The organism is Maribacter antarcticus DSM 21422 (assembly GCF_000621125.1).
Taxonomy (GTDB): Bacteria; Bacteroidota; Bacteroidia; order Flavobacteriales; family Flavobacteriaceae; genus Maribacter; species Maribacter antarcticus.
The window spans coordinates 858,479-880,214 of sequence record NZ_KK211214.1 but is presented as its reverse complement, the minus strand read 5'-3'; the positions used below and the strand labels follow the sequence as shown (position 1 = coordinate 880,214).

Sequence of the window (21,736 nt, the reverse complement as noted above, 5' to 3'; positions counted from 1 at the left end):
AGGAAATCTAATACAATCGTGAGAGGCAATTTAATAAGCAGTTAACATCATTAAAGTTAGGTAGTTCTTTAAAGAAAAAATTAACAAGAAAAAGATATAATTTATGATTTATAATTACGCTACACAGCGATAAATTATTATATTATATCTTAAAATTATGCAATAATCGAAATGAAAAATAATAGAAACCTATTCCCGAAAAAAGCCTTCATTTTCCCGATATTTTTATCGGTGTTGTTGATGGTGAGTATGAGTACTCATTTAATTAGTCAAGAGACTAGTTTTAAAGCCTACTCAGGAGAAATACTAGATACTAATTCAAAGAAACCCTTAGTTTTTGCATCACTTACCCTAGAGGGAACAAACGTTAGTACAGTAACCAATACGGATGGAGAATTTTTATTAAAGGTACCTAAGAAAAGCCTAGACAAAAATATCATTATTTCATATTTAGGCTACAAAACTTTAAGATTACCATTGAGTAAATTTAAGGCTAAGGACCATAAAATACTGATGACAGAATCTGCCATGGAACTTTCAGAAGTCCAGTTGAGTATCCCAAAAGATGCAAAGACTTTGGTTAGGGAAACACTGAGGAAAAAGGGTGAAAATTATATGAACGACCCCACAGTAATGACTGCCTTTTACAGGGAAACTATAAAAAAGCGGAATAAAAATGTTAGTCTGTCTGAAGCGGTGGTAAATATTTACAAAGCCTCCTATTCTTCCTATAAACGTGACGAACTTAAACTTTACAAAGCACGAAAGAGCACCGACTACAATAAATTGGATACACTAGCACTTAAATTACAAGGTGGACCTTTCAACACACTATTCGTGGATATGGTAAAATATCCAGACTATATATTTACTAATGAGACTATTAACTACTACGACTTTACCTTTGATAGTTCTACTAGAGTAAATGACAAACTTATTTACATTATTAATTTTCAACAAAAAGCTGAAATAATAGATCCATTTTACACCGGCAAATTATACATAGATGCCGAAAATAAAATTCTTACTAGTGCTATCTATGCCTTAAATATCACCAATAGGAAAATGGCTGCCCAAATGTTTGTTAGGAAAAAGCCCAGAAATGCTAATGTTTGGCCTACCGAGGTAGCCTATCGCGTAGATTATAGAGAAAAAGATGGCAAATGGTACTACGGTTACAGCAATGTGCTCCTGGAATTTAAAATAGACTGGGATAACAAACTTTTTAATTCGGTGTATTCCATGAGTTGTGAAATGGCAGTTACAGATTGGAAAAAAAATCTAACAAACGTTCAACTGAACGCGAAGGAACGGATTAAATCTTCCATAATACTAAGTGATGAGGCCATTGGTTTTGCAGATCCTGACTTTTGGGGTGAATATAATATTATTGAACCGGAGAAATCCATAGAATCCGCTATTAAGAAAATACAACGACAATTGAGAAGAAACAAAACGGTGGATAGCGGTACAAGTATTCCGTAGTTTACGCTTATTACGTAAGCTTAAAATTCCCAGTTTTCAATTGAAAACTGGGAATTTTAGGATTATGTAGAACTGCACTTTATTTTGGCATAACTACCGTATCGATAGCATGTATAACACCATTAGTTGCAGCTACATCTGCTATAACTACAGTGGCCATGTTTCCGTTTTCATCGGCTACCATTACATTACCATCAGCCAAAGATAAAACAAGCGTACCTCCCTGCACGGTGGTTACTTCAAAAGCACCATCGTTAGCTTTAATAGCATCGATAACAGCCGCTGCCTCAAATTTTCCGGATACCACATGGTATGTAAGAATCCCTGTTAATGCAGCTTTACTTTCTGGTTTTAACAAACCAGCAACCGTACCATCTGGTAAGGCAGCAAACGCATCGTTTACCGGAGCAAAAACAGTAAAAGGCCCTTCACTACTCAATGTTTCAACCAAGTCTGCAGCCTTTACAGCAGCAACTAACGTGGTAAAGTTTTCATTAGCGGCAGCAACACCTACAATGTTTTGAGCCTGCACTAAAGTCCCAGCAAATAAGGCTGCTGATACAAACATAATTTTAATCATTTTCATAATATTGTTTTTAAATTTCGATAAAAGTAGATGTAAATGAGCAGCGTTTATCATAATATTTGTTTAATTTTTTTTAAAAAATGTTAAACATTTTTTAATTTTAATTTTTTCCTATTTTATAATTTTGATTAATTAACAGCTATGAATCAGACACGTTGTAACTTTTTTAACAGACTATTAGGAATTTCATTTACTGCATTTCTACCTACTTCTAGGTATGCGTGTCAAGAGTCGCTACATAAAATAGTAGAACCATTAACTCCCTAAAGCCTTAAAGAAAGGAGCTACCATTGGTCTAATTGCCCCTGGTTATAGTTTCACAACTAAAACTTTGAAACAGACCTTAAAACAGATGGGATACAAACCCTATCCTATCAAAAGAGTTTCCAAACCCCATGGCTACTTTAGCAACACTGATGAAGAATGGGCGGCAGACATCAACGAAATGTTTGCCGACAAAAAAATAAACGGTATTCTTTGTATTCGCGGTGGATATGGGTGTACACGAATACTGCATTTGATAAATTATAAAACTATAAAAAGAAACCCCAAAGCTTTAATAGGTTTTAGCGATATAACCGCGTTATTAAATGAAATACACAAAAAAACCGGCCTAATCTATTTCCTCGGTCCTGTAGGTAGTACTAAAGAAGACCGCTACAGTAGAAAAGCATTCAAGGGCATTCTGGAGCATACAACGCCTACGCATAGCTTAACTAATGCAATTTTGGAAAAAACCCTAACAACCAATCCTGAATACGAAAGATATCCTATTCATAAAAGGATAGCTAACGGACAATTAAGCGGTGGAAGCCTAACATTAATTAATGCCTTAATCGGTACACCACATGAGATTGATTTTACGGGTAAAATTGTTTGTATAGAAAATATTGAAGAAGCAAGCTACAGAATAGACCGTATGGTTACACACCGTATTTAAGGGGAAACTTTTAAAAAGGCTTCTGAAATTATTTTTGGTGTAGGTGCTGGGTGCGACCGTACAAGCAAACCCAATTCGTTTACACTAAAATAAGTACTTATGGATAGAATAAAACCCTTAGGAATTCCTACAATATACGGGAGGAGCTTCGGGCACATAGACCAACATCTTACATTTCCTATTGGCGCGAAAGCTACTTTGAACACTACTGCCATATCCATAGTTGTTAAAGGACCGTGGGTGATATTGTTTAATGGGCAACTTCATCCAAGGCGGTGTAGGCAAGCATTAAGACATTGAATCTAAGGTGCTACTGAAAAAGCGAAATTTCCTAGCCCACAATAGGAGTAACAAACGAACTGTTTTAAATTGGTTCCGGTGTTCACGAAACTTCTTGGTTTTATACAGAATTGTACTAGTAAAGCAAAAATAGTATCATAGTAAGTGTTTAAAGTAGTGGGTTCAATGAAATTATAACTTTACTTTTAGTTAGTAATGTACCTTTAGAGTAACACGCAACTTATTTCATCCATTGATTTGAAAGAAATGAAACAAAAAATTATCCTAATGGCCGTTCTTGGCTTTCTTATATCCTTAGTTTATTTTTTTACCTCGGATTTTTTTAAATACTCAGAGAACACCTACGCCAGTTTGGAGCTTCCGGAAACGGTGGATTATAATTTCCATATTAAACCCATACTTTCTGATAATTGCTACACGTGTCACGGACCGGACGCGAATAAGAGAAAGGCCGGACTGCGACTAGATTTGGAAGAAACCGCTTTTAAGGAATTAAAAGAGAGTCCTGGCGAGTATGCCTTTATTGCGGGTAATTCTAAGCAAAGTAAAGCCTACTGGCATATGATTACGGAGGATCCTAAAGAAATCATGCCTCCGTCCGATTCTAAACTCAGTCTAAATTCTTATGAAAAGCGATTAATCGAGAAGTGGATTGAGCAGGGTGCCAAATTCCAAAAGCACTGGGCCTATCTTTCCCCAAAGAAAAAGAAAATCCCTGAACTACAAACTTCAGACCTGATAACGAGTAACTGGAGACAAAACGAAATCGATGGCTTTATTTTAAAAAAGCTTCAGGAAAAGAATATAGAACCTTCCGAAAAAGCAACCAAGGAAACTTTGGTCAGGAGAATAAGTCTTGACTTAACTGGACTTCCTCCTAACCTTGAGGACATCAAGGCTTTATTAACTCTTTCCTCCGAAGAAATTATCCCAAAAGCGATTGACCGATTTTTATCTTCTCCCGCCTATGGAGAACGCATGACACAATCTTGGCTAGATCTCGCTCGCTATGCTGATTCGCATGGATACCAAGACGATAGTTACCGAACTATGTGGCCTTGGCGCGATTGGGTAATCCATGCTTTCAACAAGAATTTGCCCTACGACGAGTTTTTAACTTGGCAGTTGGCAGGTGATTTGCTACCTAATGCTACCAAAGAACAGATTTTAGCAACAGGCTTTAATCGAAATCACCCCATAACGCAAGAAGGTGGCGTAATTCAAGAAGAATATCGCACCAATTATGTACTTGATAGAACAAATACCCTTGGAAAAGGAATCTTAGGATTAACCTTAGAATGTGCGCGTTGTCACGACCATAAATATGATGCCATTTCACAAGCCAATTACTTTGAGTTCTTCGCGTTTTTTAATCAGGTTAATGAAAAAGGTTTACAAATGGATGCCGTACAGGCCAAAAACCAAAAGTTCTTTGCCGACCCACCGTTTTTGACCTTAACCTCAGAAGAAACTGAGGGCATACTCGACTTTGTGAATTTAAAAAAAGGTCAAGAGGTAAACGTGATGATTATGAACGATTCAGCACCAAAAACAACGTTTATAAGAAATCGCGGGGAATACGACCAGCCTACCGATTCCGTAGTTCCCAATACACCGTATATCATTTATCCTTTTTCAGAAGACTTGGAGCGAAATCGCTTAGGTTTAGCCAAATGGGTAGTCAGCAAAGATAACCCCTTGACCGCAAGGGTTTTTGTCAACCGCATCTGGGGAATGTTATTTGGTAGAGGTTTGGTAGAGACTGCAGAAGATTTTGGCGTGCAAGGAAGTCTACCCACACATCCGCAATTACTAGATTGGCTTGCTGCAGATTTTATGGAACACAATTGGGATATTCACCACTTGCTGAGAAAAATAATGCTTTCAGCCACATACCAGCAAAGATCACAAATGCGTCCTGATCTCAAAAAGGCCGATCCGGAAAATAGATTTTTGGCGCGCGCGCCACGCTTTAGAATGAGCGGCGAAATGATTAGGGATTATATTCTTGCCACCAGCGGACTTTTGAATACGGAGCTAGGCGGCCCAAGCGTAAAACCCTATCAACCGCCGGGCCTATGGGAAGAAACCAATGCTGGTGAAAACAGGGGTGTTTTAACAAAATACGTGCAAGACGATGGTGAAGACCTCTACAGGCGTTCACTATACACTTTTTGGAAACGTACACTGCCACCGCCTTCAATGACTATTTTTGATGCGCCTACTCGAGATTTTTGTGAGGTGCGTAGGCAAAAGACCAATACACCTTTGCAGGCATTGGCCCTACAAAACGACATACAGGTTTTGGAAGCTGCTCGCGTATTGGCACAGCGAACTCTTCAAGAAAAAGGAGGTGACGACCCCAACATAGTAACAAATCTTTTTCGGCGAATTTTAATCCGTTCACCCAGAAAAGAAGAGCTATTGACCTTAAATGACTACTATTATGATGCGGTTAAGTTATATGAAAACGATTTGGAAAACGCCAAGAAATTGACCGCCCTAGGCGAATATGAGCAACTTAACGTTAATCCGGCCAAGACCGCAGCTCTTATGCTAACAACACAAATAATCTACAATTTGGATGAAACAATTACTAAAGAATAAAAATCAGTACGTAGAAAAAAACAATAAAGAAAAAACCAAGGAGGATATTATTGTTGTTATATAAACCCTACACATGTTATCCTGAACGCTGCCTAAGGGTGCCCGGGTGTAGCAGTAGAAAAAGGGTTCTATGGAAATTAAAAAATTCCAACGTATGCCAGGTAATAGTAAGAAACAATATTGTGTATAGTATTTAAATAGCCCTATAAGAATTTACAAAATGGAAGAAAATAAAGACGCATCTGAAAACCCCTTAAAGTCCAACAGAAGGCACTTCTTTTCGCAATTAAGTGTAGGTATTGGTTCCTTGGCCCTGGGGTCCTTACTGATACCCGATTTATTCAAGGGTTCGGGACCAAGTTTGGCCTCGAAAGGAGATTTGGGCGTTGCACATTTCGCACCCAAGGCAAAACGAATTATTTATTTATTTCAGGCCGGAGCACCCTCGCAGCTCGAAACCTTCGATTATAAACCTATTTTGAGAAAACGCATGGGCGAAGATTTGCCTGAGTCAATTCGCAATGGGCAACGATTGACAGGCATGACGGCCAATCAAGATAAGTTTCCGTTAATGCCGCCAAAAATCGGATTTAAAAAACATGGGGAGAGTCAGACCTGGATCAGCGACTTCTTTCCGCACATTGCCAAAATCGCAGATGACATTACTGTAGTACGCAGTATGCATACAGAAGCCATAAACCATGATCCTGCGATTACTTTTTTTCAAACCGGTAGCCAAATAGCCGGGAGACCTAGTATGGGTTCATGGCTGAGCTACGGGTTGGGTAGTGAAAATAAAAACCTGCCTTCTTTTGTGGTGTTAACCTCACGAGGAAAGGGCAATAGTCAAGGACTATATTCCAAGCTATGGTCAAGTGGATTTTTAGATTCTAAGCACCAGGGTGTTTTATTGCGCTCAGGAAAAGACCCCGTGCTATATCTAAACGATCCAGATGGAATCTCAAGATCTGATAAAAGGCATTTATTGGACCATGTGGCCTCATTAAACAAGATGCACCACGTAGAAACGGGCGATGACGAAATCGAATCACGGATTGCACAATATGAAATGGCCTACCGTATGCAAATGTCGGTACCCGATGTTATGGATATTTCTAAAGAACCACAATCAATTATCGACCTCTATGGCGAAGACTGCCAAGTACCTGGGACATACGCAGCAAATGCCCTACAAGCCCGTAGACTCGCTGAAAACGGGGTGCGCTTCATACAATTGTACCATCAGGGCTGGGACCAACATGGCAACCTACATAATGAAATGGCCGGTCAGGCCAAAGATGTAGACCAGGCCTCTGCCGCCTTAGTACTAGATTTAAAACAACGGGGTATGCTAGAGGACACTTTAGTAGTTTGGGGAGGAGAATTCGGAAGGGGCAATTACGCCCAAGGAAAATTTGATCCTGAAAATTATGGCCGCGACCACCACCCAAAAGCATTTAGTATTTGGATGGCGGGAGGAGGTATCAAACCAGGACTCAACTATGGCCAAACTGATGAATTCGGATATAATGTGGTAGAAAACCCTGTCCACATAAACGATTTCCATGCCACGCTAATGCACCAGATGGGTCTTGATCATGAAAAACTTACGTATAAGTATCAAGGTCGCCGCTTTCGCCTAACCGATGTAGCGGGCAATGTAATCAACGATCTTTTAGCATAAATATGACAAAACCTTCTCAAAATAGATGGGTAGACTATGCCGTTTTTGGACTGTCCCTGTTTCTCCTGTTTTGTCTACTATTCGATACCTATATTAAGTTACCCCGACTAATCGCCTGGGTGGGTCGTTGGCATCCTTTGGTATTACATTTTCCCATTGTCTTACTTTTACTCTGTGCCTTTTTAGGATTAACAGGAAGGAAAGTTCCGAAGCAACTATTGACCATCGCAGTATTATTATCCTTATTGACTGCGATTTCGGGATTTTTCTTGGGGAAGGAAATGGCACCAAAAGGAGATCTCCTGTTTTGGCACCAATGGATGGGAGGAGGATTGGCACTTTTAGCAGCCGTTTGGTACGGCTTGGTGGAAAGTAATTTTAATAAGCCAATTTTTTACAAAATACTTCAAGTAACCTTGATAGGTTTAATTTTCGCCACAGGACACTATGGCGGAATGGTCACCCACGGGGAAAATTTCTTGGCACTTCCTTCGGAAAAAAGAGCGAATAAAATCCCAGAAAACCCCTTACTGTATAAAGACGTGGTGGGGCGAATTCTAGAAAATAAATGCGTTTCCTGCCATAATCCCAATAAAACAAAAGGTGGATTATTGATGACTTCACTTGATGCACTTCTGGCTGGTGGGGAAGTAGGTAATACGATACAACCCGGCAATCCCGAAGAAAGCGAGATGATAAGAAGGGTGCACCTTCCCATAGAAGACGAAGAGCACATGCCCCCCGAAGACAAACAAGCTTTAAATGAGCAGGAAATAGAAATCCTTGAACGTTGGATTGCTCTAGGTGCCTCCGATACGCTGAGATTGGTGCATTTACAGAGCTCAGAACAATTAAAAGGTTTAGTCGAAGGCTTGATGCAACCAGATACAAGGGAAAAGTGGGCTAAACTACCAGAAGTGGCCGATAGCACTTTACAACGCCTCAATACCGATTACGTAACCATAAAGCGTATTGCAGGCGATGCTAATGCGCTAAGCGTTAATGTGTACAAATCACCTCGCTACGTCGCTAAACAAGTGACTGGCCTAAATTTTGTTAGTCAGAATATTGTTCAATTGGATATAAGCGGACTTCCGATTGGCCAGGACGAGATGAACTTCATCGGCTCTTGTGCGAACCTAGAGTGGCTAGAACTAGATAAAACACCTATCACCGATACAGAAATAGAAGCGCTAAACCTATTATCAAAATTAAAGACGCTGAAGATATACAGCACCGCAATCAGCGATGGCAGTATTGCTGTTTTTAATAAAATGGACGGCCTAAGGGAAATTTATCTATGGAATACTAAAATTACCGCTACTGGTATAAAAGACCTGAAATCCAAAAATCCTATGTTAAGAATTGAGGGAGGTATAGCTGAAGAATTACGAAATTCGTTTGTTATATCGGATTCTCTTTAGGAAAGATAAATAAATTTGAATCGCCCTTGGAGGTAAAATTTATATCCTTAATGCAACTATCATGAAAATAGGATTCCTTTTTTTAAGACATTGAAAAACGATTGGGTATTCATGATTTAAGTAGTCCTAATTGGCCACCTCACTAATAAATTTTAGTCGGTATAAGCGTAGTTCTTCATCTTCATAGTCACCATCAAATTCGTTCATTGCGACTTCCAAATCATCCGTCTCCGCTTCTAAAAAGTATTCATGAATTTCTTCTTGTTGGTCTTCATCCAAAACTTCATCAATCCAATAGGCCAAATTAAGCTTGGTTCCACTAAATACAATTTGCTCCATTTCCTTTAAGAGCGCATTAATTTCAATACCTTTTGCCGAAGCAATATCACTTAGTGGAAGTTTACGATCTACATTTTGAATGATATATAATTTAAGGCCAGAATTTGCCCCAGTACTTTTGACTACTAAATCATCGGGTCTAATGATTTCGTTTTCAAAAACATAATCGGATATAAATTGTAGAAAAGGTTTGCCATATTTCTTTGCTTTCCCTTCTCCTACTCCATGCACATTAAGCAATTCATCTATCGTAATCGGATATTTCAAAGCCATATCCTCTAAGGACGGATCTTGAAAAACCACAAAAGGAGGCACTCCCAACTTCTTTGCCTGTGCCTTTCTCAAATCCTTTAATTGCTTCAAAAGCCTAACATCAGAAACACCACCAGTTTTAGCCGCGCCTACAATTGCATTATCGTTTTCTGCATTGTATACATGATCTTTGGTCATCATGAAGGACTTTGGGCTTTTTAAGAATTCCATCCCTTTGTCAGTAAAGTGAATTACACCATATTGTTCTATTTCTTTCTTTAGAAGTCCAGCAACCAAAACTTGCCGTACCAAAGCCATCCAATGGCTTTTATCCTTGTCCGCTCCTATACCGAAAAACTTTTTTTCGTTGGTTTTATGTGATGATATTATGGCATTACTCGTACCACGAAGCGTACATACAATTTCTTTAGATTTGAATTTTTCACTAGTACCTTGAACCACCTTTAGCAACTTTAAAACATCCTCCTGTGCTTCTTCCTTTTGTTTTGGGTTGCGCGTATTATCGTCCATATTAGCGCCAGCGCCATCAACTTCATCGAATTCTTCACCGAAGTAGTGTAACATAAATCTGCGGCGAGACATAGAAGTTTCAGCGTAGGCTACAACTTCTTGCAATAGCGCATTTCCTATTTCCTGCTCAGCTACAGGCTTACCAGACATGAATTTTTCAAGTTTTTCTATGTCCTTATAAGAATAAAAAGCTAAGCAATGACCTTCTCCACCATCCCTTCCAGCCCTTCCGGTCTCTTGGTAGTAGCTTTCTATACTTTTAGGTATATCATGGTGTATTACAAAACGCACATCCGGTTTATCAATGCCCATGCCAAATGCAATTGTAGCCACAACGACATCAACATCTTCCATTAAGAACATATCCTGATACTTGGATCTCGTTTTAGCATCAAAACCGGCATGGTAGGGTACTGCACTTATGCCATTAACTTGAAGAATTTGGGCTAGTTCCTGTACTTTTTTCCGGCTCAAACAATAGATGATTCCTGACTTTCCGGTATTCTGCTTTACAAACCGGATAATATCTGCTTCTACATTCTCAGTCTTTGTGCGTACCTCATAATATAGATTGGGCCTATTAAACGAAGCTTTAAAAAGTATGGCATCGTTAATGCCTAAGTTTTTAACAATGTCCTCCTGTACTTTAGGTGTCGCGGTAGCTGTGAGCCCTATAATAGAGATATCATCTCCCAAACGTGCCACAATGGACCTAAGATTTCTATATTCCGGTCTAAAGTCGTGTCCCCATTCAGAGATACAATGCGCTTCATCTACCGCTACAAAAGACACCTCTACGGACCGCAGAAATTCCACATTTTCCTCTTTGGTTAAAGATTCTGGCGCAACATACAAAAGCTTAGTTATCCCATCGGTTATATCTTGCTTTACCTGTTTTATTTCTGTCTTGTTTAAAGAAGAATTTAATACATGGGCAATGCCATGCTCGGAAGAAACACCTCTTATGGCATCGACCTGATTTTTCATTAGTGCTATCAAAGGAGAAACCACGATAGCCGTTCCAGGCTTCATCAATGCAGGCAGTTGATAACAAAGTGATTTACCACCTCCTGTGGGCATGATTACAAAACAATTTTTATTTTGTAAAATTTGTTTAATAACTTCCTCTTGAAGTCCCTTGAATTGGGAAAAACCAAAATATTTTTTTAAAGAGGCATGTAAATTAACCTCGTCCAAAGCTTTCTCGTCTATCACGTTTTTCAATTTTTCGCAAAAAAATTATATAAGTAAATTACATGGTAGTTAAAATAAAATAGCAGACCAAATTATTAAGGGATACATATCCTATAACATTAAGTTTATGTAATTTTGTAATATTAAAGATAAGACAATCTTTTAGGAATACAATCCATAAAATTGAATAATACCTTGACATCTGCGAGTACTATTATTGGTTTAGCAAAAAAGACTATTGAAATAGAGCGAGATGCAATCACGCACCTTTTGACTTTAGTTAACGAGGATTTTGCTAATGCAATCAATTGTATTATTACCTCCAAAGGTCGTGTTGTAATTTCGGGTATTGGTAAGAGTGCCATCATCGCATCAAAAATTGTTGCGACCTTAAACTCTACTGGAACACCTGCTATTTTTATGCACGCTGCAGATGCAATACATGGTGATTTGGGCACCGTACAGGATAATGATGTTGTTATCTGTATCTCTAAAAGCGGTAGTACCCCGGAAATTAAAATGTTGATTCCTCTTCTAAAACGAGGGAACAACAAATTAATCGCCATGACAGGAAATCCAGATTCTTTCTTAGCCAAACAGGCAGATTTTCTCTTGAATACCTTTGTCAAAGAAGAAGCCTGTCCTAACGGGTTGGCTCCTACCACAAGCACAACCGCACAATTGGTCATGGGAGACGCTATGGCAATCGTATTATTGGAACTGAAAGGTTTTAGTAGTGCAGATTTTGCAAAATACCACCCTGGAGGAGCTTTAGGTAAAAAACTCTATTTGAGGGTTGCAGATATTATAAAAAACAACCAAGTGCCCCAGGTACAACTAGATACTGAGGTGAAACAAGTCATCGTGGAAATATCTGAAAAGATGCTCGGTGTTACCGCAGTATTAGACAAGGAAAAAATTATTGGTATTATTACGGATGGGGATATCAGAAGAATGCTGAACATACACGATAATATTAAGGGGTTAACGGCAGCCGATATTATGAGTGCCGACCCAAAAACTGTCAATACCGATACGCTGGCCATAAAAGCCTTGGAAGTCATGCAACAAAAAGGAATCTCTCAATTATTAGCTATTGAAGATAGTGCATACAAAGGTGTAATTCATTTACATAATCTCATAAACGAAGGTATTTTATAATGGGCGACAAAACTACTACACCACCGAACGAGATGTCCTTTTTGGATCATTTGGAAGAATTGAGGTGGCATTTAATACGGTCTACCTTAGCTATAGTAATTATTGGTTCTGTAGCATTTTTAATGAAAGACTTTATTTTCGATACCATTATTTTTGGTCCAAAGAAAATGGATTTTCCGACCTATCGTCTCTTTTGTGAAATCGCTACTTTTTTAGGTTTTGATTCGGCTTTTTGTGCAGATAAATTACCCTTCACGATACAAAGTAGGTTAATGTCAGGTCAGTTTTCTGCCCATATTTGGACTTCTATTTGGGCTGGTTTCATCGTAGGCTTTCCTTATGTACTATACGAAGTCTGGAAATTTATTAGTCCCGGACTTTATGAGAAAGAACGAAAGAATTCAAGAGGTTTTATTCTTGTAGCTTCCTTCTTATTTTTCTTAGGCGTACTCTTTGGATACTACGTTGTAGCGCCTTTGTCTATCAATTTTTTAGGCACCTATCAGGTGAGCTCAGAAGTAACCAACGAATTTGATTTAGCTTCATATATTTCAACTATTAGGACATCTGTAATCGCTTGTGGTATTTTATTTGAACTACCTATTGTCATCTATTTCCTTACCAAAGTTGGTTTGGTTACTCCGGAAATAATGAAAAAATACCGTAAAATTGCACTGGTAATCGTTTTAATCCTATCAGCCGTAATAACACCTCCTGATGTTACAAGCCAGATTATTGTAGCCATTCCCGTTTTAATTTTATATCAGGTAAGTATTTACATTTCTAAACGGGTGTTAAAGAACGAAGCAAAAAGTGCGCGGAAAGCAGCGGACAACGCCAAAACTGCAAAAGCAAAAGCAGAAAAAGTAAAAAAAGATGTCAAACCAAATTGATGAATTTAATGCCTATCGGGCGAAGATGAACGATAAGCTTTTAGCAGATAACAACAAGGTCATAAAGCGCATATTTAACTTAGACACGAATGCTTTCTCTAAGGGTGCATTAGATGTAAAAACCAAAGAGCTTTTAGGTTTGGTCGCATCTACTGTTCTGCGATGTGATGATTGTGTAAAATATCACCTAGAAAGTTCCCATAAAGAAGGTGTTACCAAGGAAGAGCTTATGGAAACCTTAGGTATTGCAACGCTAGTAGGCGGTACAATCGTCATTCCCCATCTAAGACGTGCTTATGAGTATTGGGAAGAACTGGAAAATAAGGAAGGTTAAATAAACGATAAAACCTTTTCGTACCTATGAATAAGGTTTAGATTTGAAAAGATGAAGCTTAGAGCCGAGAACATAATGAAATCTTACCGAGGCCGAAGAGTGGTCAAAGGTATATCGTTGGAAGTAAACCAAGGTGAAATTGTTGGCCTTCTAGGACCAAACGGAGCTGGAAAAACGACATCATTTTACATGATTGTTGGTCTTATTAAACCTAATAGAGGTGCTATCTATTTAGACGACATGGAGATTACTAAATTTCCTATGTACAAACGAGCCCAAAACGGCATTGGCTATTTGGCTCAGGAAGCATCAGTCTTCAGAAAATTGAGTATTGAAAAAAATATCCTTAGTGTACTGCAATTAACCAAACTAAGTAAGAAAGAACAGCATATGAAGATGGAATCCCTGATAGAGGAATTCGGTCTTGGTCACATCAGAAAGAGTCGTGGTGATTTATTATCAGGAGGGGAACGAAGAAGGACAGAAATCGCGCGTGCCTTGGCAACCGATCCAAAATTTATTCTGTTGGATGAACCCTTTGCAGGAGTTGATCCTGTTGCGGTGGAAGACATACAACGTATTGTTGCGCAACTAAAAGACAAGAATATTGGCATCTTGATTACTGATCATAATGTACAGGAAACACTTGCCATTACGGAACGTTCTTATCTAATGTTTGAAGGCGGAATCTTAAAGTCTGGTATTCCGGAGGATCTTGCGGCCGATGAAATGGTGCGTAAAGTTTATTTGGGACAAAACTTTGAACTTCGAAAGAAGAAGTTGGACTTTTAATTACCTCCTTTTATCAATTTATGGCTATATGCGGCAACTATTCCTCCTAGCAATGGTGATAAAATATAAACGGTTAGAAAGCTATAGGTTACTTTAGGAAAAGCAGCACTTCCCCATCCAGTAAAAAAAGCTACCATTCTAGGTCCAAAATCACGGGCAGGATTAAGACCCGCTTGTGTAAATGGTGCTACAATACATATAATCACAGTAACAGTTAAACCAATAACCAGTGGTGTGGTATTATTTATTTGCTCCGGTTTCTCCGTAACGCGTAATATCACGAACACGAGGAGAAACGTCCCCAGACCCTCCATGATACAAGCTAGCGCTGCAGATACTTCCATGAAATTCTCAAAACTAGGGTTGGGAAAATACTCTCCAAACATCATGGCCGATTTTATGGACGCATCCGATCCTCGTGTAATTTCATGAACTTCCTCAAACGTTTGTATTGCATTTTCAAATATGACAAATAGCAGTAATCCCGCTAAAAAGGCTCCTAAAAACTGTGCTAGTATATAAAACGGCAGTTTCTTCCACCCTAGTTTCTTTGAAATACACATGGCTAAACTTACCGCAGGGTTCAAATGTGCAGGACATATATTTCTCGTTGTATAAATAGCAATAGCGACACCTAAACCCCATATAAGTGCAACTTCCAAAAGACTAGAGAAAGCATTAAACAAAACAGCAACAGCCACAGAACCACAGCCAAAAAAAACAAGTATAAACGTCCCTATAGACTCCCCAAGCAATTCCTTGTACTCTTTCAATTATTGAATTTTAGAAAATACGTAACTTAATTCAGTAGCAATCTGCACACTCCGCTCCAGATATTTTTCGGTCTGTAAAGGGGTATTATCAAATGCCTTAGGGTCCTCAAAAGTAAGTGGAATTCTTTTCTCTGCTCCAGGAATAAACGGACAGTTTTCATCTGCATGACCACAGGTCATAATCGCGGCAAAGTTTGCTTTTGGATTAAAAGGGTTGTCGTATGTTTTTGAAAAACTTATTATAGGATGCAAATCATCCGATAATTTGATACTATATACAGGATTATTTCCTTCTGTAAGATTGGTAATTTCAAAACCTATTGTACTTAATACGTCAATTACTTTTGGAAATAAGGCAGTTGCCTCTGTTCCTCCGGAATAGCAAAATACATTTTCTATCTTAAAATATGCGGCCATAGTCTGAGCCCATATTTGAGTTAAATGACTACGGCGTGAGTTATGGGTGCAGATAAAATTGAGGTTGATATTTACATGAGCATCTTTTTTATCTTGAATAAAATCAATCAGGCTCTGAAGTACTAGTATTCGTTCTTTAGGAATTTCTAAAATATCCAACTTGCCTATCACTTTTTGAATACGTTGGAACAATCCGGAATTTTGTATTTGCATAGCGCAATAATACAATTTATCGGAGCCTAAATTCCCTTTGAGAATAAATGCTAACGTTTATTTAATCTCAAAGGTCAATGTTGCCCAATTAGATTCATGATTCATATCTTCATCTTTTTTTTCTCCATATCAATTGTGGCTACGTACCATTTTCCTTTTAATGAAGGCTTTATGGATACAAGTATGTTTTCGTTTGTTCTAGTAGAATTTTCATTTTCATATGCATCTTGGCCTGGAACGGCTGTACTATAGTGCACAATATGATTGGCCAGAAGCTTTCCATTTCGAAGCAATTTAAAGCCAACTGCATCTCCTAGGCTAATCTGAAACGGATTGTTCATAGGCACAAATTCAATAGGATACCCTAAAGACTTCATAAAATCGATGAAGCTTTCTCCTCCTACTTGAAGCAAAGCTTTCACATGTTTAGAATAGCGCTCCTTAGCTCCCGTATTCTAATTTTTTAATGCCTTTCGCTTGGCAATAGCATGTTTTAGACCTTTATGCACTAAATAGGCTATAAAAGCCTTCGCATCCATTTCTAAAATCCTTAGCAATATGGGTATCCCTACCACATAGGTTCCAGCATTACCTGTGGCAAAATACAAATATGTAGTTTTATCTTTTATTATAAATTGACCTTCGCTTGGTTCCATCAGCTAATTAGGGCCGATAACTTTCGGATTTATAATACGGTGGCAGTGATTGCATTCTCACCAGTATTAAAAGTTCCGTTTAGCAAATATAAAGCTATGTGACTGAATTAGATTTTAAAAAATGAGCGTCTGTTTTAATAAATCACTCATGGGAGGAGAACAAAACGATGGCGAACAAAAAGAGAAAAAGACAGCTTATTTTACGCATTATAGTCGTTTTTAGATTACACCCTCCTACATAGAAAATTAAAAAGGGTTTTACTATTTTTCTAAAATGGAATACCTTTTCAAATTATAAAGTCCCCAGCAAAAAAATAATATCTCCGAGATAAGTGCAGGAGTAAATTGCATGGAAACCCCATCAAACTGTATACTTATAATTCTTTCAAAAGAGACACCTTCCATAAACAGCACGTTACTCCACGTAGCCGCATACTAAAGTTTAGCTTTGTACCTGCTCCGTATCCAAAATATTCCAATTCCTATATAAATTCCCATAACAGCTCGAAGCATATTTTTCAACTCCAAGGCTTCTCCTTTAAAAACCAAAATCAAAGGTATCAGATAAGATGGATGACCACCATAGACTCAACCCACAATAATTACGATGATAACAGAAAGCACTAAGGGTAAGTGCTTCTTCATAAGGTAGTGAACTACTTCCTGTATAATTTATAATAATACCAAGCCGCTATACCGCCTACCAAAGAAAATATGGCCAGCATTCCAAAAACATACTGATGACCTATAGCACCGGGATTAGCATCCAGTAAATAACCCATGGCGGGTCCTGCAAAAATATCCGGCGTATATCCAACTATGGAAATAAGTCCCACAGCCGTACCTGTTAATACTAATGGAATCTTGCCACGCTCCATAACTGCGAAATATAAGGAACGTGCCGCATAAACTCCGGTTGCTACCACTAAGGTGGATATAAAAAACAAGGCCGTGGACGAGTCGGAAATCATTCCTGTTGCAAATAATAAAGCACCAAAGAAAGAAAGAATAAAACTAACCAACAACCAATAGGTAGTTTGTGAGCGGTCTGCCAAAACACCTATAACCACACCTATTATTGGGCGTATGAATAATAAAAAAGTTCCTACTTGAGCTGACTGTACTTGGTCATACAACATTACGTCTTGAGCGTAGAGCGAAAATATATCGGTGATTTTATATCCTACATAGGCACAGAGAATGATGACCATTAACAAACTAACCGCAGGCAGTTTCAGCACTTCCTTGATTTGAGAAACAGTAATTTTATCTAAAATAATGGCCTTCTCCGACGCTTTATCCATCCTCATAAAAAACCAAACTAAAAAGCCAACCACCACCACAATACCTGAGGATACCAAAATTACATATCTAAATGCAGCTCTGCTTTCTGTCATCGTAGCCTCGGTAATTTCAGACGTGATAAAAATGGAAAAAATAAGGATACCCATGGTTCCGAACAAAGCACCTACCAAACCACGGCCACCATCCAAAAACCCAAAGGCCCTACCTTGTGAGTTTGCCCCTCCCCAAACGCGAGTCGCTTTTATCATGGCTGCCCAGAATAAAAAAATTGTGGTAAAGCCCCAGTAGCCATACAATGCTTTAAGAACAAGATAGCTCGGAAAGGTAGCGTATACCAATCCTCCAAGTGCGGTCGTCCAGAGTGCAACTGCAATCAGTTTTCTCGGAGGATACTTATCTGCTAAGAGCCCACCAAAAAGATAAGAAATCAAGGCAACAAAACCATACACAGAAAAGCATAATCCAAGCTGTGTATTATCCAAGGTAAATACATCCAGTACAGTAGGCCTGAATACACGGGGAAGCACAAATGGAATTATGAAAACACTTTCCCCGGCTAGTATCAATAGTAATAGATAATACCAAGGTGCTTTTTGTGTTTGATTCATAGTTGTTTTATAGGAATCCAAATTTCTTCTTCGGAATTGGAATCGTTGTTCTTGTAGTTGGCTCCTAAAACTTCAAAATGAAGACGATTATCGAGACGATACTCAGGTTTAGGTAACCAATTGGCATAAATATATTGAAAAATACTGGGGTCGCCACCAGCACCTTTGTAATCAAAAATGTCGCATAGTCCCGCTTTAAACGTAAATTCTACTATACCCACGAGAATCGCACTATACCGCGATACTTCCAAAAGTGCGTATTTCATAAATTCAAGTTTTGGCTTAAAAGCAATATAATTCTCAAGTGGATATACTTGAAGGGAAATAAAATGTTCTCCTACCCTATTTCTAATCTCTACGCTTCTTGGCATAAAATTATTCCAAAGTTTACCGGTTAGATTATTTGCTAGACTCATCGTTATAGACCTACCAATCCTCCTTTTTTCCTTTCCTTATAGTATTCTTGGCTGCATTGTCTCACCCTTTTAAATCAATTTGAAACAAACATACAGGGGCTTCCTTGTAATGGGCTGGAAGTGTGTCCGTATTTTTTAAATCGAATAGCCCTAAAAAGTCAAATCCTGCATTATCGTAGTGCTTAATAAGTTTGGTATTCTCCCCAAGGGTGTCTAAACGTACATACCGTTTATTGTTTACCTTGGCGTATTCCTTTGCCCAAGTAACAATCATACCTACAAAATTTTGACCTCTATAGTTGGGGTTGGTCGCTATACGATGTATGTAAACTGCGGTATCTATATTTCGTTTTTCCCAGATGTGCTCATCAGAAAAAGTAACTGCCCAAACGCAAGCGATTTCAGTATTGATTATTAGTTTAAATTGACGCTGCTCCGATATTTCTGTTTCAACCAATATACGTTCAAAATTAGGCCAAACAATCACTGTTTTTATGGCTTTCTGATAGGTAGAAGCTATTTTGTAAAGGCGAAAGATTTCAGTGATGTCTTCTGGGGTGGAATTGGTAATATTCATGGATTTATTTTACCTCATAAAATTTATTACTCGTTTGAACTATGGACCTTAAAAAAAATAGTTATAAATAATTTTGTTTGATTTATTAGCTCACTTTTTTACTAACCCAAAATGACTAACCAAAGAGCTCAACACATAAAAAAGAATGATAATAGGTACTGCCAAAAACTGCATCGTAATAAGGAGGACTAGGCTTATAATCAAAAAGATATAGCGAAGTACATTATCATTAAAACTCCAATTTTTAAATTTAAGAGCAAATAGCGGTAAATTACAATTCAATAAAAATGCGCTCAAAAGCGTTAACCCTATCAAAAACCATTGGTTGAGGATTATATCACTGAGTATATTGCTAGGATGATAAAACAAAATTAAGGGCAAGGAAAGAATCAACAGCGCATTGGCAGGAGTGGGTAGACCGATAAAAGAGGATACTTGGTTTTCGTCCAAATTAAATTTCGCCAAGCGATAGGCAGATGCCAGGGTAATAATAAAGCCCGAAAAAGGCAATACCGAACCGAGTTGAAAGTCGCCCAAATACGCCATCCTGTTCAATACATCATTATTCCATCCGCCCATTTGGGACGAGCCTAATAGCTGAAACATAACAATACCTGGTACTAAGCCGCTGGTTACCATGTCGGCTAACGAATCTAACTGCAACCCAAGTTCACTTTTAACATTCAAAACACGTGCTGCCAACCCATCAAAAAAGTCAAAGAAAATACCAAGGGCGACAAACAATGCTGTAAGTTCTAACTGATTTAATACCGCGAAGACTGTTGCCACACAGCCACAAAAAAGATTTAAAAGTGTAATGAAATTTGGAATGTGTTTTCGCATAGGTTGGTTTATTAGCTGTATTCGTTGCACTCGCCTAAAAATAACACAAATGATTTAGTTAAGCATTCTAAATTCCAAGAAGGGTGTAAAACACTAGTTTATTAGCTCCTTGATAACAAAAAGATACTTGCATGAATAATAAAAATCGAATATCGGATAAATCTCTTATTATTCGCATCTTTGTTGCTAGATTAATCGGAATTACAGATGTTTAAAAAAATTAGTCTTTCTATTTTCCTCATAATTCTTAGTTTACATGGGTATTCCCAAGAAGCACAGTTATCCCGACTTTCAAAACTTAGTTTGCTTACGGTAGGCACTGGGCAAGATTTAGCGGCAAAATTTGGGCATAGCGCTATACGCCTCCAAGACCCTTCAGTTGGTATAGACGTAGTATACGGGTACGGAACCTACAACTTTGAGGATCCTAATTTTTATCTAAACTTCACAAGAGGAAAACTAGACTACACTATTACACGCCACCCTTTTAGCCTGTTTGAAAGAAACTATGTTGTTGAACAACGCTGGATCAAGGAACAAGAGTTGAACCTAGATTTGGAACAACGTAAAAAGATAGTAGGTTTTCTAGAAACCAACTTATTACCAGAAAACAGATTATATACCTATGACTTTCTGTTCGAAAACTGCGCTACTAAAATCCCGGAGATTTTTGAAAAAAATCTTGGGGATGCCTTACGGTTTGATTACAATCATCTAGAAGAGCAGTTTACGTTCAGACAGCTCATTCATCAAAACCTGAACGTAAATTCCTGGTCCAATTTTGGGATAGACCTAGCACTTGGCTCCGTAATCGATAGAAAGGCTACCCCTTATGAACATCTGTTTCTACCTATTTATGTGTACGAACAACTAAAATATGCAACCGTAAATGGCACACCTATTGTAAAAAAAGAAGTGCTTATTCTTGATATCCCTACTGCACGAGATACCACGTTTTTCTTACTATCACCCACATTCTGGCTGGGACTACTATTACTAGTGGTGAGTTACTGTACGTATTCTGATTGGAAGGGAAACACCAGAACAAAATGGATAGACACCCTTTTATTTTCCCTAACTGGAATCGCGGGATTCATTATTCTCTTTCTATGGTTTCTGACAGACCATGATGCTACAAAAGCAAACTACAATATCTTTTGGGCCTTCGCACCCAATCTAATCATTGCTTTTTACCTGGTTAAAAAGCAACCTTTAAAATGGCTTAGAACATATATTAGAATTGCTTTAGTTCTATTGGTAATTAGCGTAGTTTTGTGGCTTTTAAAAGTGCAGGTGTTTTCCGTTTTAATTAGCTTCATTTTATTGGCATTGGGAATCAGATATCTGTTTCTGATATATCACTTTAAAAAACCTGCACAGCTATTTAAAAATAAAAAGTATTGAAT

Annotated in this window: 18 protein-coding genes and 2 pseudogenes; 10 read left to right on the top strand and 10 right to left on the bottom strand. The window is 38.2% G+C overall.

Annotated features, from left to right (window positions below; all coding sequences use genetic code 11):
• The first annotated feature begins 171 nt into the window (after positions 1-171).
• Positions 172-1,485 carry a carboxypeptidase-like regulatory domain-containing protein gene (locus tag Q360_RS0120410; protein ID WP_036196345.1) on the top strand — a complete coding sequence of 438 codons (1,314 nt, stop codon included), beginning with the start codon at positions 172-174 and terminating at the stop codon, positions 1,483-1,485.
• A 79-nt stretch (positions 1,486-1,564) separates the two neighbouring features.
• Here the strand turns inward: Q360_RS0120410 and Q360_RS0120405 are convergent, their stop codons facing one another.
• Positions 1,565-2,065, bottom strand: a complete 501-nt coding sequence (locus tag Q360_RS0120405) for a fasciclin domain-containing protein (protein WP_245603357.1) — start codon at positions 2,063-2,065, stop codon at positions 1,565-1,567.
• 337 nt (positions 2,066-2,402) lie between these two features.
• On the opposite strand from Q360_RS0120405, the pseudogene Q360_RS24985 reads away from it, so the two are divergent.
• The 4 genes and pseudogenes from Q360_RS24985 to Q360_RS24975 all read left to right on the top strand — a co-directional run bounded on the left by Q360_RS24985 (position 2,403) and on the right by Q360_RS24975 (position 9,026).
• Positions 2,403-3,311, top strand: a pseudogene (locus Q360_RS24985) (S66 peptidase family protein).
• 246 nt (positions 3,312-3,557) lie between these two features.
• Positions 3,558-5,918, top strand: a complete 2,361-nt coding sequence (locus tag Q360_RS0120395; protein WP_036196344.1) for a PSD1 and planctomycete cytochrome C domain-containing protein — start codon at positions 3,558-3,560, stop codon at positions 5,916-5,918.
• Positions 5,919-6,138: 220 nt separating this feature from the next.
• Complete coding sequence (locus tag Q360_RS0120385; RefSeq protein ID WP_027078732.1) at positions 6,139-7,602, top strand: DUF1501 domain-containing protein; 1,464 nt, start codon at positions 6,139-6,141, stop codon at positions 7,600-7,602.
• Positions 7,603-7,604: 2 nt separating this feature from the next.
• Positions 7,605-9,026, top strand: a complete 1,422-nt coding sequence (locus Q360_RS24975; protein ID WP_027078731.1) for a c-type cytochrome domain-containing protein — start codon at positions 7,605-7,607, stop codon at positions 9,024-9,026.
• A 126-nt stretch (positions 9,027-9,152) separates the two neighbouring features.
• On the opposite strand, the gene Q360_RS0120375 is transcribed toward Q360_RS24975, so the two are convergent.
• Positions 9,153-11,363 carry a RecQ family ATP-dependent DNA helicase gene (locus Q360_RS0120375; RefSeq protein WP_027078730.1) on the bottom strand — a complete coding sequence of 737 codons (2,211 nt, stop codon included), beginning with the start codon at positions 11,361-11,363 and terminating at the stop codon, positions 9,153-9,155.
• A gap of 162 nt (positions 11,364-11,525) precedes the next feature.
• Between Q360_RS0120375 and Q360_RS0120370 the strand changes: the two genes are divergently transcribed.
• Genes Q360_RS0120370 through lptB form a run of 4 tightly spaced genes read left to right on the top strand, consistent with a single transcriptional unit; the run spans position 11,526 to position 14,522 of the window.
• Entirely contained in the window at positions 11,526-12,503 is a 978-nt protein-coding gene (locus Q360_RS0120370; protein WP_394331963.1) for a KpsF/GutQ family sugar-phosphate isomerase, read from the top strand.
• The gene (gene tatC, locus Q360_RS24055; RefSeq protein ID WP_051554826.1) at positions 12,503-13,396 is read left to right on the top strand and encodes a twin-arginine translocase subunit TatC; all 894 of its coding nucleotides are present in this window, start codon (positions 12,503-12,505) and stop codon (positions 13,394-13,396) included. Before Q360_RS0120370 ends, tatC begins: the two co-directional genes overlap by 1 nt.
• Positions 13,380-13,730, top strand: a complete 351-nt coding sequence (locus tag Q360_RS0120360; protein ID WP_027078728.1) for a carboxymuconolactone decarboxylase family protein — start codon at positions 13,380-13,382, stop codon at positions 13,728-13,730. The genes tatC and Q360_RS0120360 overlap by 17 nt, the downstream gene beginning before the upstream one ends.
• A 51-nt stretch (positions 13,731-13,781) precedes the next feature.
• On the top strand, positions 13,782-14,522 hold the full coding sequence (gene lptB / locus Q360_RS0120355; RefSeq protein ID WP_027078727.1) for an LPS export ABC transporter ATP-binding protein: 741 nt from the start codon (positions 13,782-13,784) through the stop codon (positions 14,520-14,522).
• On the opposite strand, the gene Q360_RS0120350 is transcribed toward lptB, so the two are convergent.
• From Q360_RS0120350 to Q360_RS0120310, 8 genes and pseudogenes are all read right to left on the bottom strand, one after another.
• The gene (locus tag Q360_RS0120350) at positions 14,519-15,295 is read right to left on the bottom strand and encodes an MIP/aquaporin family protein (protein WP_027078726.1); all 777 of its coding nucleotides are present in this window, start codon (positions 15,293-15,295) and stop codon (positions 14,519-14,521) included. The genes lptB and Q360_RS0120350 overlap by 4 nt on opposite strands.
• A complete protein-coding gene (locus Q360_RS0120345; protein ID WP_027078725.1) occupies positions 15,296-15,925 on the bottom strand; it encodes a low molecular weight phosphatase family protein in 630 nt (209 codons plus the stop codon). It abuts the gene before it with no gap.
• Between the two features lie 101 nt (positions 15,926-16,026).
• Positions 16,027-16,356 (bottom strand): annotated as a pseudogene (locus tag Q360_RS0120340) (DUF4198 domain-containing protein); the annotation flags it as partial.
• A 24-nt stretch (positions 16,357-16,380) separates the two neighbouring features.
• Positions 16,381-16,533, bottom strand: a complete 153-nt coding sequence (locus Q360_RS0120335; protein WP_156950197.1) for a hypothetical protein — start codon at positions 16,531-16,533, stop codon at positions 16,381-16,383.
• Between the two features lie 704 nt (positions 16,534-17,237).
• Entirely contained in the window at positions 17,238-18,494 is a 1,257-nt protein-coding gene (locus Q360_RS0120325; RefSeq protein WP_027078722.1) for an MFS transporter, read from the bottom strand.
• A complete protein-coding gene (locus tag Q360_RS24050; protein ID WP_084273508.1) occupies positions 18,491-18,910 on the bottom strand; it encodes a GyrI-like domain-containing protein in 420 nt (139 codons plus the stop codon). Before Q360_RS24050 ends, Q360_RS0120325 begins: the two co-directional genes overlap by 4 nt.
• A 61-nt stretch (positions 18,911-18,971) precedes the next feature.
• Positions 18,972-19,487 (bottom strand): GNAT family N-acetyltransferase, encoded by a 516-nt coding sequence (locus Q360_RS0120315; protein ID WP_027078721.1) that lies wholly within the window; start codon positions 19,485-19,487, stop codon positions 18,972-18,974.
• 90 nt (positions 19,488-19,577) lie between these two features.
• Positions 19,578-20,330: a CDP-alcohol phosphatidyltransferase family protein gene (locus tag Q360_RS0120310; protein ID WP_027078720.1), complete on the bottom strand. Its 753-nt coding sequence runs from the start codon at positions 20,328-20,330 to the stop codon at positions 19,578-19,580.
• Between the two features lie 207 nt (positions 20,331-20,537).
• Between Q360_RS0120310 and Q360_RS0120305 the strand changes: the two genes are divergently transcribed.
• Positions 20,538-21,734, top strand: coding sequence for a lipoprotein N-acyltransferase Lnb domain-containing protein (locus tag Q360_RS0120305; protein WP_027078719.1), 1,197 nt, complete (start codon positions 20,538-20,540; stop codon positions 21,732-21,734).
• The last annotated feature ends 2 nt before the right edge of the window (positions 21,735-21,736 follow it).

Bases quoted from the DNA above. Each gene is read 5' to 3' on its own strand.
- Q360_RS24975 (WP_027078731.1), top strand. From the start codon at position 7,605: ATGACAAAACCTTCTCAAAATAGATGGGTAGACTATGCCGTTTTTGGA.
- Q360_RS0120395 (WP_036196344.1), top strand. From the start codon at position 3,558: ATGAAACAAAAAATTATCCTAATGGCCGTTCTTGGCTTTCTTATATCC.
- Q360_RS0120360 (WP_027078728.1), top strand. From the start codon at position 13,380: ATGTCAAACCAAATTGATGAATTTAATGCCTATCGGGCGAAGATGAAC.
- Q360_RS0120405 (WP_245603357.1), bottom strand. From the start codon at position 2,065: ATGATTAAAATTATGTTTGTATCAGCAGCCTTATTTGCTGGGACTTTA.
- Q360_RS0120315 (WP_027078721.1), bottom strand. From the start codon at position 19,487: ATGAATATTACCAATTCCACCCCAGAAGACATCACTGAAATCTTTCGC.
- Q360_RS0120345 (WP_027078725.1), bottom strand. From the start codon at position 15,925: ATGCAAATACAAAATTCCGGATTGTTCCAACGTATTCAAAAAGTGATA.
- Q360_RS0120310 (WP_027078720.1), bottom strand. From the start codon at position 20,330: ATGCGAAAACACATTCCAAATTTCATTACACTTTTAAATCTTTTTTGT.
- Q360_RS0120305 (WP_027078719.1), top strand. From the start codon at position 20,538: ATGTTTAAAAAAATTAGTCTTTCTATTTTCCTCATAATTCTTAGTTTA.
- Q360_RS0120325 (WP_027078722.1), bottom strand. From the start codon at position 18,494: ATGAATCAAACACAAAAAGCACCTTGGTATTATCTATTACTATTGATA.
- Q360_RS0120410 (WP_036196345.1), top strand. From the start codon at position 172: ATGAAAAATAATAGAAACCTATTCCCGAAAAAAGCCTTCATTTTCCCG.
- lptB (WP_027078727.1), top strand. From the start codon at position 13,782: ATGAAGCTTAGAGCCGAGAACATAATGAAATCTTACCGAGGCCGAAGA.
- tatC (WP_051554826.1), top strand. From the start codon at position 12,503: ATGGGCGACAAAACTACTACACCACCGAACGAGATGTCCTTTTTGGAT.
- Q360_RS0120385 (WP_027078732.1), top strand. From the start codon at position 6,139: ATGGAAGAAAATAAAGACGCATCTGAAAACCCCTTAAAGTCCAACAGA.
- Q360_RS24050 (WP_084273508.1), bottom strand. From the start codon at position 18,910: ATGAGTCTAGCAAATAATCTAACCGGTAAACTTTGGAATAATTTTATG.